At 59.6% G+C, this 12,814-nt stretch carries 14 protein-coding genes; 5 read left to right on the top strand and 9 right to left on the bottom strand.

The window, feature by feature from the left end; translation table 11 throughout:
- Positions 1 to 26 precede the first annotated feature (26 nt).
- Positions 27 to 1,028: a magnesium transporter gene (locus tag ACMGGM_RS21285; RefSeq protein WP_014883298.1), complete on the top strand. Its 1,002-nt coding sequence runs from the start codon at positions 27 to 29 to the stop codon at positions 1,026 to 1,028.
- On the opposite strand, the gene hpxK is transcribed toward ACMGGM_RS21285, so the two are convergent.
- The 7 genes from hpxK to hpxU all read right to left on the bottom strand — a co-directional run bounded on the left by hpxK (position 994) and on the right by hpxU (position 7,366).
- Positions 994 to 2,256, bottom strand: a complete 1,263-nt coding sequence (hpxK, locus tag ACMGGM_RS21280) for an allantoate amidohydrolase (RefSeq protein WP_045134623.1) — start codon at positions 2,254 to 2,256, stop codon at positions 994 to 996. The genes ACMGGM_RS21285 and hpxK overlap by 35 nt on opposite strands.
- On the bottom strand, positions 2,253 to 3,494 hold the full coding sequence (locus tag ACMGGM_RS21275) for a pyridoxal-phosphate-dependent aminotransferase family protein (protein ID WP_045134624.1): 1,242 nt from the start codon (positions 3,492 to 3,494) through the stop codon (positions 2,253 to 2,255). Before ACMGGM_RS21275 ends, hpxK begins: the two co-directional genes overlap by 4 nt.
- 13 nt (positions 3,495 to 3,507) lie before the next feature.
- A complete protein-coding gene (locus tag ACMGGM_RS21270) occupies positions 3,508 to 4,245 on the bottom strand; it encodes an amino acid ABC transporter ATP-binding protein (protein ID WP_008499843.1) in 738 nt (245 codons plus the stop codon).
- Positions 4,226 to 4,882: an amino acid ABC transporter permease gene (locus tag ACMGGM_RS21265; protein WP_049008460.1), complete on the bottom strand. Its 657-nt coding sequence runs from the start codon at positions 4,880 to 4,882 to the stop codon at positions 4,226 to 4,228. The genes ACMGGM_RS21270 and ACMGGM_RS21265 overlap by 20 nt, the downstream gene beginning before the upstream one ends.
- The gene (locus ACMGGM_RS21260; RefSeq protein ID WP_023332651.1) at positions 4,882 to 5,547 is read right to left on the bottom strand and encodes an amino acid ABC transporter permease; all 666 of its coding nucleotides are present in this window, start codon (positions 5,545 to 5,547) and stop codon (positions 4,882 to 4,884) included. The genes ACMGGM_RS21265 and ACMGGM_RS21260 overlap by 1 nt, the downstream gene beginning before the upstream one ends.
- 4 nt (positions 5,548 to 5,551) lie before the next feature.
- Entirely contained in the window at positions 5,552 to 6,334 is a 783-nt protein-coding gene (locus ACMGGM_RS21255) for a transporter substrate-binding domain-containing protein (protein WP_014883294.1), read from the bottom strand.
- A 192-nt stretch (positions 6,335 to 6,526) separates the two neighbouring features.
- A complete protein-coding gene (hpxU, locus tag ACMGGM_RS21250; RefSeq protein WP_014883293.1) occupies positions 6,527 to 7,366 on the bottom strand; it encodes a MurR/RpiR family transcriptional regulator HpxU in 840 nt (279 codons plus the stop codon).
- Positions 7,367 to 7,510: 144 nt separating this feature from the next.
- Between hpxU and hpxW the strand changes: the two genes are divergently transcribed.
- The 4 genes from hpxW to hpxZ are packed head-to-tail and all read left to right on the top strand — an operon-like array spanning position 7,511 to position 11,070.
- On the top strand, positions 7,511 to 9,094 hold the full coding sequence (gene hpxW / locus ACMGGM_RS21245) for an oxamate amidohydrolase (protein ID WP_045134627.1): 1,584 nt from the start codon (positions 7,511 to 7,513) through the stop codon (positions 9,092 to 9,094).
- A gap of 10 nt (positions 9,095 to 9,104) precedes the next feature.
- A complete protein-coding gene (gene hpxX / locus ACMGGM_RS21240) occupies positions 9,105 to 9,293 on the top strand; it encodes an oxalurate catabolism protein HpxX (RefSeq protein WP_023332649.1) in 189 nt (62 codons plus the stop codon).
- Entirely contained in the window at positions 9,290 to 10,687 is a 1,398-nt protein-coding gene (locus tag ACMGGM_RS21235) for an AtzE family amidohydrolase (protein WP_045134628.1), read from the top strand. The genes hpxX and ACMGGM_RS21235 overlap by 4 nt, the downstream gene beginning before the upstream one ends.
- Entirely contained in the window at positions 10,684 to 11,070 is a 387-nt protein-coding gene (gene hpxZ / locus ACMGGM_RS21230) for an oxalurate catabolism protein HpxZ (protein WP_045134629.1), read from the top strand. Before ACMGGM_RS21235 ends, hpxZ begins: the two co-directional genes overlap by 4 nt.
- Before the next feature lie 73 nt (positions 11,071 to 11,143).
- Here hpxZ and ACMGGM_RS21225 read toward each other — a convergent pair whose 3' ends face one another.
- Positions 11,144 to 11,434, bottom strand: a complete 291-nt coding sequence (locus ACMGGM_RS21225; protein WP_063943486.1) for a DUF6966 domain-containing protein — start codon at positions 11,432 to 11,434, stop codon at positions 11,144 to 11,146.
- On the bottom strand, positions 11,431 to 12,582 hold the full coding sequence (locus tag ACMGGM_RS21220; RefSeq protein WP_045134631.1) for a hypothetical protein: 1,152 nt from the start codon (positions 12,580 to 12,582) through the stop codon (positions 11,431 to 11,433). Before ACMGGM_RS21220 ends, ACMGGM_RS21225 begins: the two co-directional genes overlap by 4 nt.
- Positions 12,583 to 12,814 lie beyond the last annotated feature (232 nt).

Below are 12,814 nucleotides of genomic sequence, written 5' to 3'. Positions count from 1 at the left end.
ATATTTTTATTCAAAGGGAATTCACTATGTCTTACGCTATTCACAATCAAAACCCGGCATTCAATGACAGCGCCATCGCGCAATATATGAATACCGATTTTATCGTCCTTGATATTGCATTATGCGTGGCGCTGGCGCGCGAGCAATTCTTCGCAAAATTAAAAGACGACGATATTCCATCGCATATTTTTATTGAAGACAATGGCCGCCTGGCGGGCATGATTGCGGTGCGTAAATTGCTGCAAACCGCCGATACGCTACAGCCGGTGAAATCGCTGATGATCTCGCAGTTTTTACAGGTCAAACCGGAGGATGAACGTGCCGATGTTGCCGGCCAGCTGGCTCACGGCGGCGCGGACGTGGTGCCGGTGGTCACCCACGGCAAGCTCGTCGGCTGCCTGACCGAGCGCGAAATCGCCCATCTGCTGGAAGATGACGTCACCGAAGACGCTCAGCTTCAGGGGGCGACGCTGCCGCTGGAGAAGCCCTATCTGGAAACCAGCGCCTTCAGCCTGTGGAAGAAACGCTCCGTCTGGCTCCTGCTGCTGTTTGTCGCAGAAGCCTATACCAGTTCGGTGATCCAGCACTTCGAAGAGGCGCTGGAGTCCGCCATTGCGCTGGCGTTCTTTATTCCGCTGCTGATCGGCACGGGCGGCAACAGCGGAACGCAGATCACCTCCACGCTGGTGCGCGCCATGGCGCTGGGAGAGGTGCATCTTCGCGACGTCGGGCGCGTGCTGCGAAAAGAGATGACCACCTCGCTGATGATTGCCGTGACGCTGGGGATTGCCGGGTGTATCCGCGCGTGGATGATGGGGATTGGGCTGGAAATCACGCTTATCGTCAGCCTGACGCTGGTGTGCATAACGCTGTGGAGCGCGATTGTATCGTCCGTGATTCCGATGGTGCTCAAACGCTGCGGCATTGACCCGGCGGTCGTCTCCGCGCCGTTTATCGCGACGCTTATCGACGGTACCGGGCTGATTATCTACTTCAAGATCGCGCAATATACGCTGGGGCTGGAGTAACACGGTCCGCCAGCTGGATCACCGCTCGCGAAAACGCCTCAATCGCCAGCGCGACATCCTCAGCCATCACCGACTCTGCCGGGTGGTGGCTGACGCCCCCCTTGCAGCGCACAAACAGCATCCCTACCGGCCAGCGTTCCGCGATGGCAATCGCATCATGGCCCGCGCCGCTGGGCAGCGACAGTGAACGCCCCTGCACCGATTCGACGGCCTCCCCTAACACGTTTTGCAGGTGGATATCGCACGGCGTGGCGGCGATGCGGTAAAACTCCTCGGCGCTGAACTGCAGTCCGCGTCGCGACGCGATTGCCTGCGCATTTTCCAGCAATTCGGCCAGCAACCGATCCAGCGGCGCATCCTGCGGACCGCGGATATCCAGCGAGAGATGCACCTCGCCGGGGATCACGTTTACCGCACCGGGCAGGCAGCGCAGCTCCCCGACCGTCGCCACCCGATTGCCGCCCTGCTGCCGGGTGGTATTTTCGATGAGAACCATCCATTCGGCAGCGGCGGCCAGCGCGTCCTTACGATGGTTCATCGGCACGGTTCCCGCGTGCCCGGCTTCGCCGGTGAAACGGCAATTCAGGCGACGCGCGCCGTTGATGGCTTCCACCACGCCGAGCGCGAGACCGTCCTGCTCAAGGCACGGCCCCTGTTCAATGTGCAGCTCCAGGTAGGCGCTGAAATCCTCGGGACGGCGTGCAGCATGCGACACGCGGCCGGGATCGAGCCCCACCTGCACCATTGCCTGTGCCACGCTGATGCCGCTGGCGTCGGTTTTTTCCAGCCAGTCCTGCGGCCAGGTGCCCGTCAGCCCCCGGCTGCCTAACAGCGTAATGCCGAAACGGGTGCCCTCTTCATCGCAAAAACCGACAATCTCAATGGCCTGCGCCAGGTGCAGGCCCTGCTGGTGCAGGCTGTCCACCACTTCAATCGCGGTGAGCACCCCGAGCATACCGTCGTAGCGCCCCGCATTGCGCACGGTATCCAGATGCGAACCGAGCAGCACCGCCTGCGCCCCTTCCTGAGCACCTTCATAGCGTCCACAGATATTGCCCACGCTGTCCTGCCAGACGGTCATCCCCGCCTGGCTCATCCACTGCCCGACCAGCTGGTTGGCCTGCAGATGCTGCGCCGAGAGGTAGACCCGGGTCAGCGCATCCGGCGTTTCGCTGATGGCGGCCAGCGCATCGGCGCGCGCCATCACCCGTTCTGCCGCCGGGCTCATTGCGGCGTCTCGCGGTGATAGTGTTCCCACGCGGCCTGCATGGCGGCCCCCTGCGTGGTGGTGAATTTCAGGTAGTTCAGCACCGACTCCAGCGCGCTCAGGGTGGTCATCACGCAATCCTTACGCGCGTTATAACCCATGGTGCCAATGCGCCACACTTTACCGTGCAGCGGGCCAAACGAGGTGCCGATTTCAATCCCGAAATCTTCCAGCATCAGCTTACGCACCTCGTCGCCGTTGACGCCCTGTGGAATCACCACGCCCAGCACGTTATTCATCTTGTGCTTCAGGTCGCCGAAGGTCTCCAGCCCCATCGCCTGAATGCCCTTCAGGAGCGCATCGCCGTGCAGCTTGTGGCGGGCAATGCCGTTATCCAGCCCTTCCTGCAGGATCAGCCGCGCGCATTCGCGGGCGCCAAACAGGGCGGTGGTGGCTTCGGTGTGGTGGTTCAGGCGCTCCGGCCCCCAGTAGTCCATCACCATGCCGAGATCGAAGTAGTTGGAGTAGATCATCTCCTCGTCGCCGTCGCGGTGGGCGTCGGTGCGAATGCCCGCCTCAACGCATTTGCGGCGGCGGATCGCCTCCTCCATGCGCGCGCTCAGGGTGACTGGCGAAGTACCCGATGGCCCGCCGAGACACTTCTGCATCCCGGCCGAAACGGCATCCAGCCCCCAGGCGTCGGTCTCCAGCGCGTTGCCGCCGAGCGACGCGGTGGCGTCGGTGTAAAACAGCACGTCGTAGCGGCGGCAGATAGCGCCAAGCTCCGCGAGTGGCTGCAGCATGGTGGTGGAGGTGTCGCCCTGTACAGTGAGCAGCAGGCGAGGACGAATACGCTTAATCGCATCCTCCACCTGGTCCGGGGTGAACACCTCGCCCCACGGCACCTCGATGGTATGCACCTCCGCCCGACAGCGGCGGGCAATTTCGCACAGCAGGTGACCAAAGCGGCCAAAGACCGGAACCAGCACTTTATCCCCCGGGCGAATGGCGGAAACCAGTATCGCTTCAATTCCCGCCCGGGAGGTACCGTCGACCAGCATCGTCCAGCGATTTTCAGTGCGGAATACGCCGCGATAGAGCGCCATCACCTCGTTCATGTAGTGGGTCATGGCCGGATCGTACTGGCCAATCAGCTGGCTCGACATAGCGCGCAGCACGCGCGGGTCGGCGTTGATCGGCCCCGGCCCCATCAGCAGACGCTGCGGCGGGTTAATTTGTGGAAAATGTGCAATATCCATGAGTCAGTCCTTATCAGTTGAGGCCGCGCACGGAGGAGATGAACTGCTTCAGTTCCGTGGTCTGCGGGTTGGCGAACAGCGTTTTGCTGTCGCCCTGCTCCCAGACTTTCCCCTGGTGCATAAACACCACGCGGTCGCCCACTTCGCGGGCAAAATTCATTTCGTGCGTCACGAGAATCAGGGTCATCCCCTCGGCGGCCAGCTGCTCCAGTACCTTGAGCACTTCGCCCACCAGCTCCGGGTCAAGCGCGGAGGTGATCTCGTCACAGAGTAAAACTTTAGGCGACATCGCCAGCGCGCGGGCAATCGCCACGCGCTGCTGCTGGCCGCCGGAGAGGCTCGACGGGTAGTAATCCAGACGATCGCCTAAGCCCACTTTCTCCAGCATGCGCTGCGCCAGCTCCCGGCATTCGGCAGCACTTTTCTTCAGCACCCGACGCGGGGCGAGCATGACGTTTTCCAGCGCCGTCATGTGCGGGAACAGGTTGAAGCTCTGGAACACCATCCCCACCGAGCGGCTGATTTCACGCGCCTGGGAATCCCGGTCGGTAATGGTCATGCCGCCCAGCTTAATGCTGCCGTCCTGATAGCCCTCCAGGCCGTTGATACAGCGCAGCAGCGTGCTTTTTCCCGATCCGCTGCGCCCGATAATAGAGATCACCTGGCCCATGTCGATATCCAGATCGACGCCCTTGAGCACGTGGTTATCACCGTAGTACTTCTGCACCTGATTAATGGTGATGAGAGGCATTGAATTTCGTCTCCAGATAGCGGCTGTAGCGCGACAGCGGATAACACAGAATGAAGTAGCCCAGCGCCACCAGCGCAAAGACTTTGAACGGCTGATAGGTCACGTTGGTCAGCATGGTCCCGGCCTTGGTCAGCTCGATAAAACCGATAATCGACGCCAGCGCGGTACCTTTGATCACCTGCACGGCAAAGCCGACCGTCGGGGCGATGCCGATGCGCAGCGCCTGCGGGGCGACCACGCGAAACAGGGTCTGGCCGAAGGTCAGTCCCAGACAGCGCGAGGCTTCCCACTGCCCTTTCGGCAGCGCACGGATGCTACCGAACCAAATATCGAGCAGAAACGCGCTGGTGTAGAAGGTTAACGCCAGCGAGGCGGCGGTCCACGGCGAAACGTCGATGCCGAACAGCGCCACGCCAAAGAAGGCCAGGAACAGCTGCATCAGCAGGGGCGTCCCCTGAAACAGCTCGATATAGCCGCGGATGATGCGCTTCACCGTGCGCCCGCCGGTCAGGCGCAGCAGCAGGAGCGGTAGCGTCACCACCGCCCCGCCGACAAACGCCACCAGCGACAGCAGCACCGTCCAGCGTCCGGCCAGCAGCAGGTTGCGAATAATGTCCCAGTCGGTAAAGGTGGTCATCATGCCTGCACCCCCAGCCATTTCCGTCCAGCCGCCATCATCAGCTGGCGCAGGGTAATCGACAGCGCTAAGTAAATACCGGTTGTCACCAGATAGACCTCAAAGCTCAAAAACGTTCTGGACTGGATCAGGTTGGCGGCAAAGGTCAGCTCTTCATACGAGACCTGCGACACCACCGACGAGCCGAGCATCACGATGATGCACTGGCTCACCAGTGCCGGATAAATACGTTGCAGCGCGGGCGGCAGCACCACGCGAATAAAGGTCTGCAGGCGGGTCAGCCCCAGCACGCGTCCGGCCTCCCACTGCCCTCTCGGCGTTACCTGAATGCCCGCGCGGATAATTTCGGTGCTGTACGCGCCCAGGTTCACCACCATCGCCAGCAGCGCCGCCTCCCCCGCCGTCATCTTCAGGCCCAGATTCGGCAGGCCGAAGACGATGAAAAATAGCTGCACCACAAACGGCGTGTTGCGGATAATCTCCACGTAACCGCCCCAGATCCGGCTGTACCACGTTGGGCGTCCGCTGCGGATCGCCGCCCCGAAAATCCCTATCGCCAGCCCGCCGACGGTCGCCATCACCGTCAGTTGGATGGTGACCCACAATCCCGCCAGCAGCGCCGGCCAGTGCGGCCACAGTTCAGAGAAATGAAGTTGCTCAGTCATCGGCTCAGGCGCCAAGGTTTGCCGGCAGTGGGGCCTTCAGCCATTGCTCAGACAGACCATTCAGCGTGCCGTCCTTAATGCCCTGCTCAATCAGCGCATCCACTTTTGCCTTCAGGGCCGGTTCGTTTTTCTTCAGGCCGATAAAGCACGGTGAATCTTTCAGCATAAAGCTCGGCACCGGGGCCTTATCGGCATTCTGGCGGGAAATCGCCGCCACCACGAGGTTGCCGGTCGCCACGTACTGCACCTGTCCGGAAAGGTATGCAGAGAGCGTGGTGTTATTGTCTTCGTAACGTTTCACGTTGGCATCTTTCGGCGCCAGGCTGGTGAGTACCATGTCCTCCACCGCCCCGCGCGTCACGCCGATAGTTTTTCCGCTCAGCCCGGCGGCATCTTTCAGCTCGGCCCCTTTCGGGCCAAACACGCCAAGGAAGAACGGCGCGTAGGCGCGGCTAAAATCAATCACCTTCTCGCGCTCCGGGTTTTTCCCGAGGCTGGAGATGACCAGATCCACCTTATCGGTTTGCAGATACGGCACACGGTTGGCGCTGGTCACAGGCACGAGCTGCAGCTTGAGCTTCATCTGTTTCGCCAGATAGCGTGCCATGTCAATGTCGTAGCCCTGCGGCTGCAGGTCGGTCCCCACCGAGCCAAACGGCGGGAAGTCCTGCGGCACGGCAATGCGGAGGGTGCCGCGCTTCTCGATATCCTGAAGCTGGTCAGCCTTTGCAGGCAGTTGTGTGAAGAGGCATGCGGCCCCGGCGAGTGCAATCAACAGTTTTTTCATGGTGCTTCCCCGTAACGTTAACATGAAACAAAAGATTCTTTTAATGTGATTTTGCAACTAATGTGCCAGGTGAGGCGAAACGGGGGATATTCTTATAAAGCCTGATAAAACGCGGACGGAGCGAAAAATTGAGGATGTTCACGCCCCGCCACGTTGCACCATTTCAATGCAAAGCACCAGTCTGAGGCCCCATTATCGTTGTTCGAGTTCGTCCAGCTGCTGATAAAGGGAAGCAATCTCGTGAATGCGCGGACGGCCTTTATCGAGACTGTCATGCAGGAAGGCATTCGCCAGCAGGTTGATCAGGCTGTTGACCGAGGAATAGCTGTCATAGGCCGAAACGCTGTCCAGCGGGGCGCAGAGCTGCCAGCTCGCCAGCGGAAACAGGCTGTGCGCCTGCGGCTCGCACATCAGCAGCACCGGAATACCGCTACTCTGAAGCTGCTGCATCAGCGGGCGGATAATGCGCGGACGGCGGCGAAAGGCCATCATCACCACCAGATCGTCAGGGGTTAAATCCACCAGTTCTTCGCTCAGGCTCTGGCCTGGCTGAGGGAGCACCAGCACCTGACCCCGCGCCTGCAGCAGCTGCTGGCGCAGGTGGAGCGCCGCGGGATAGGCGTTACGCATGCCAATAATGACAATGCGCCGCGCCTTCACCATGCAGGCCATGGCGTCGGCAAACTGCTGAGCATCGAGAGCATTAACCCACTGGGTCAGGTTCGCCATCTCCTGCTTATAATGGCGCGCCAGTAGCGTGTTGCCCTGCACCGCGTCGCGGTTATCGGTAAGCGGCATCCCGCTCTGACGCAGGGTGCGCAGCTCGTCACGCATCTCTTTATACTTCTCATAGCCCAGACGCTTGAACAGACGGCTCACCGTGGCTTTCGATACCCCGCTCAGCTGCGCCAGCTCGGCACTGTTATAGCTAATAAGGTCGTCAAAATGATCGAAAATAAAATCCGCCACCCGCTGCTCCTGCGGCGACAGTGACGGGTATTGCGCTTTCAGTCGTTCATCAAGCTGTTCCATAACGCCTCTGTAACGTTTGTTTCATCTCATACTCACTATTCATTAAGCATGCCAGCTTCTGCGGCAACTGGCATGAAACTTTTTATTCAGAACTGGAACAGCTTTTGCAGCACCTTGTGACTTTCAGGGTTATGAGGACGCTTCATGCAAAGTAATGTCTCCACACACGGGATGGCTGTTGCCCCCCACCACCTTGCCAGCCAGAGTGCGCTGGCCGTCCTGCGCGAAGGCGGCAGCGCGATAGAAGCCATGGTCGCGGCGGCGGCCACCATTGCCGTAGTTTACCCGCACATGAACGGGCTGGGTGGCGATGGCTTCTGGCTTATCGTGCCGCCGGAAGGGGATCCGATCGCCATTGATGCCAGCGGTGCGGCGGGATCGCGTGCGACGCTCGCGGCCTACGACGGGCTCCCGCATATCCCCCATCGCGGCCCTCAGGCGGCGTTGACCGTTGCCGGCACGGTGAGCGGCTGGGACGAGGCGCTGAAGGTCTCGCGCGAGATGACGGGCAAGGCGCTGCCGCTGTCCCGCCTGCTGGCCGACGCCATTGAGTACGCGCAAAACGGTACCCCGGTCACGGCGTCACAGGCGCATGCCACCGCCAGTAAATTTGACGAGCTAAAGGACGTTCCCGGCTTTGCCGAAACCTGGCTGGTGGACGGCAAGCCACCGCCGGTCGGGAGCCGTTTTTACCAGCCCGCCATGGCCACGACCCTTTCGCGCCTGGTGGAAGACGGTCTGGACAGTTTTTATCGCGGCCCGCTGGCGGAGGTGCTGGCGCAGGGTATGGAGACGCTGGGCCTGCCGGTCACGCTGGCCGATCTACACGCCCACGTCGCCCGGCGCACCACGCCGCTGAAGTTGCAGCATCAGCAGGGAGAAATTTATAACCACGCCCCGCCGACGCAGGGGCTGGTGTCGCTGGCGATACTCGGCATCACAGACCGCCTGAATATGGCGGAGGCTGACGATGCGGGGACGATTCACCGTATTGTTGAAGCCACCAAGCTGGCCTTTGGCCTGCGCGATGCGCACATTACCGATCCGCGCGAGCTGAAAACGGATATTCAGGCACTGCTGGCACCCACCGCCCTTCAGGCGCTTGCCGACAGGGTTGACGACAGCCGTGCCGCATCGTGGGGCACCGGCAAAGGTCCCGGCGATACGGTGTGGATGGGCGTGATGGATAACAGCGGGCTTGCCGTGTCGTTTATCCAGAGTATTTATCACGAATTTGGCAGCGGCGTGGTACTGCCCGATACCGGCATCGTCTGGCAGAACCGGGGCGCATCGTTCAGTCTCGACCCCAGTCATCTTCTGGCCCTCGCGCCGGGCAAACAGCCTTTCCACACCCTGAACCCGGCGGCGGCGCGCCTCAAGGACGGGCGCGTGATGGTCTATGGCTCGATGGGCGGCGACGGACAGCCGCAAACCCAGGCCACGCTGTTTACCCGCTATGTGGTCCAGGGCGCGCCCCTGCAGGAGAGCATCGCTCGCCCGCGCTGGCTGCTGGGGCGTACCTGGGGACAAACGTCGGACACGTTAAAACTGGAAGGACGCTTTTCGGGTGAGACCGTGTCACAGCTCAGGGCGCGTGGACACGACGTGGAGATCTTCCCGGACTTCAGTGAAGCCATGGGCCACGCGGGGGCGATTGTTCGCCACCCCAACGGGCTGTTTGAAGGAGCGTTTGATCCGCGCAGCAACGGCGCGGCCGCCGGATTTTGAGGAGAGAATAATGACGACACAACAACCCGACTGGCATGCCTATCTCGCGCAAATGGAGACCGTTCTTGGCGTGACGCTGGATGATGCCCGCCGCGCCGAGCTACAGGTACAGTTCAGCCGCATTGCCAGCATGGCCGCTCCATTGATGGCGCTGCCGCTCGATGACCGTCTGGAGATCGCAGGAGTGTATAAAGCATGACGCTACACGAGATGAGTATCAGCGCAATCCAGCGGGCGCTGAGCGCGGGCGAGCTGAGCGCCCATGAGATTGCCCGTCAGACGCTGGAGGCGATAGCGCGCGTGAACCCGCAGATCAACGCCTGGACCGCCGTGACGGAAGCGCGCATGCTCGCCGAGGCCGCGAATATCGACACCCTGCGCCGCGAAAAGCGCCCCCTGCCACCGCTGGCGGGCGTGCCCTATGCGGTGAAAAACCTGTTTGACGTTGCCGGGCATACTACCCTCGCCGGGGCCGAGCTGTTCAGCCAGCGCCCTCCCGCGGCCACTGACAGTTTTGCCGTACGTCAGCTGCGTAGCGCGGGCGGGTTACTGACCGGGATGGTGAATATGGATGCCTACGCCTACGGCTTTACCACCGAAAACAGCCACTACGGCGCGACGCATAACCCGCACGACCTGACGCGCATCGCGGGCGGTTCGTCCGGCGGTTCAGCCGCCGCCGTGGCCGCCGGGCTGGTGCATTTTTCGCTCGGCACCGACACCAACGGCTCCATTCGCGTTCCGGCATCCCTGTGCGGAATTTATGGCCTGAAACCCACCTTTGGCCGCCTGTCGCGATCCGGTAGCCATCCGTTTGTCGCGAGTCTGGATCATATCGGGCCCTTTGCCCGCCGCGTGTGCGATCTGGCGTCGGTGTACGACGCGCTGCAGGGGCGCGATACCCGCGACGGTTTTCAGGCAGAACGCTCGCGCGAGGAGACGCGTCCCCTGCTCGAACGCGGTCTGGACGGCCTGCGCTGTGCGGTGCTTGGCGGCTACTTCACCACCTGGTGCGACACGGAGGCCCGGGACGCCGTGGCGCGGGTGGCGAAGGCCCTCGACGCGCAGGAGGAGCTGCAGTTCCCCGACGCCGGGCTGGCGCGCTCCGCGGCGTTTATCACCAGCGCCTCGGAAGGGGGTAACCAGTACCTGCCCGCGCTTCGCCGCGAGCCTGAGCGTTTTGAACCCCATTCCCGCGAACGGCTTCTGGCAGGCGCGATGATCCCTTCCGCCTGGTATATTCAGGCCCAGCGGTTTCGCGCTCAGGCGCGTCAGGCGTTCAACGCCTTGTTTGAACAAGCCGATGTCCTGATCGCCCCCGCAACGCCGCGTAGCGCCACGCGGATCGGTGAGCAAACCATGGAGATTAACGGTCAGCCGCTGCCCATTCGCGCCAGCATGGGCATGCTCACTCAACCGATTTCGTTCCTGGGTTTGCCGGTGACCACCGTTCCGCTACGCACCGCCCGGGGTATGCCGATTGGCCTGCAGCTGATTGCCGCGCCGTTTAACGAGCAGGCCTGCCTGCGCGTCGCGCGCGTGCTGGAAGAGAGTGGCATCACCGATGCCCGCCCGGCGGAGGTGGTCGCATGATGAATCACGATGACATTAACCTGCCGTGGGTGGTTGCCGAAGTGACGGCGGCGTTTTACCGCTATGAAGATGCGCTGGTGAGCAACAACATTGCCGTGCTGGACGAGCTGTTCTGGCACGACAAAAATACGGTGCGTCTGGGGGCAGGTGAAAACCTGTACGGCATTGATGAAATCCGCGCCTTTCGTGCGGCGCGCGCGTCAGCCGGACTGGCGCGAACGTTGCGTCACACCGTCATCACTACCTTCGGGAAGAATTATGCCGTGTGCAGCACCGAGTTTACCCGCGAGGGCACGGAACGCATTGGCCGCCAGCAGCAGACGTGGGTGCGGTTTGCCTGTGGGTGGCGGATCGTGGCGGCGCAGGTGAGTTTGATGTCATAACGATTTGCTGCTCAGGGCGGGAAATCGCCCTGAGCGCTTTTTTAGCGATGCGCGTTATAAGCCGCCATGGTAATTAACCTGCTTTTAACAAGCCGATAGCATGATCGAGTTGCTTGTAGAGTTTGTGTCTCAAATCTTCTAACTCGTCATTTTCTCGAATGAGAGGTATTTCATTTTTATGAAGAACAATATCGTTAAATGATCCCATTCCACCGTAGAGTTTTTTCAATGAGTAAATGGATGACTCATAATCAACATCGAGTTCAAAGCACAGTTTTTCAAATGTTTTAGCCCATGCGTCCTCATCATTTGAGGACAGTATGGTGATGATATCATTTACCGTTTTCTTTATTTCATTTTTCATTTCAAACCACCACTTCCAAGTATCTTTATGCCAGGTATTTTCCACGGTGTAGGCACTATAACTTGCTCAGTTCCGCCGGAATAAAGGTCTGTTTGATAACCTACCTTTCCAACATATACTTTTGTTCCTGCGGGTATTTGAATCTCGTGATAGCTATCAAGAGGAGATTCACTTCCATTGGGCCATTTAGGTAGCAGTGCCTTATCTACCCTTGTTTGAAGTACTCCTCGAGGTTGTTCATATCCGAAAAATTGACCTAATGGTCGCCCCTCAACACCACCTCTATAAAAACTTGTATCTGATGATAGAGAGATCTCTTTGTATGTACCACTGGAAAAGGTTTCTGCTAGCTCTTTAGGTAATGGTCCGGGCTCTATTATCGAATATTCACCCTCAACTTTTCCCAGAACGTGGAGATCGTTAATCTCACTGGCAACTCCTAATCGGCCAAGACCAAGACCCGCAGCAACAGAAGCGGCAGCAATGATTAACCCTTTGTTGTCCATAACCTGATCGTAACCTGCTGGAGCATCGCCGCCTAGCTGCTTTGCGGTCTCATGAAATCCCTCTATGTTGCCGTTGTAGATGCCACCCGCAGCAAGAAGACTTCCCGCAGCTTTGCTGTTGATGGTTTCCGCTGCCTGCGCGTGCTGTAATGGGGCGTCGGAATAGTGCTGTTTAACTGTCGGTGCGGGCTTTCTGCCTTGGTGTTCGTTCAGAACGTAATCGTAAATCCGGCGTACTTCCTGCGGGAAACCCTCGCCGTAGGTGTCCATAAAACAGTCATAAACCAGATTACATTCGTCATCAAAGGAGAACGGATTGCAATACTTATCCCACTTTTCCCCCGTGTTCACGCCGACCATCCAGCCGTGTTCGAGATTCCATTCCACTTCATCATAAAGTCCGTCATATTCGAAACGCTGCTTGCGTTTATAAGGCTGCGTCGCGTGACGGTGGTGAACGCCTTGTCGACGTTTCGGGACGCTGTTATGGCATAGGGGGTTACGCTGGTAGTCGTATTCCAGGTAATCCAGTTCGTAAAATATGCTCGCCATCACCAGTGCTTCACGTGGAGTGAGGATGAACTGAATATCATCCGGCGCCAGTATTCGCTGGGCTTCCCATTTCATGTAGAGCGTGAACATCCGGTTCATTCCTTTTCCATTTAAAGTGCAGGGATTTTCCGGCTGAAGTGACGTAAAATCAATCATTCAGGCAAAAAAATCTAATGCCCCCGTGGTGGGTACACCAGAAAATGACTAGTGGAGCATCCAACTTCAGGCCGATCTTTTAGGTTTCCGTGGGTGCGGTTTGCCTGTGGGCGACGCAGGTGAGTTTGATGTCATAACGCGACCGGGCAGGCGACGTCCTGTAGGC

The organism is Enterobacter sp. BNK-14 (assembly GCF_047456095.1).
GTDB lineage: Bacteria > Pseudomonadota > Gammaproteobacteria > Enterobacterales > Enterobacteriaceae > Enterobacter > Enterobacter kobei.
This window is presented reverse-complemented; position numbering and strand designations above follow the sequence as displayed.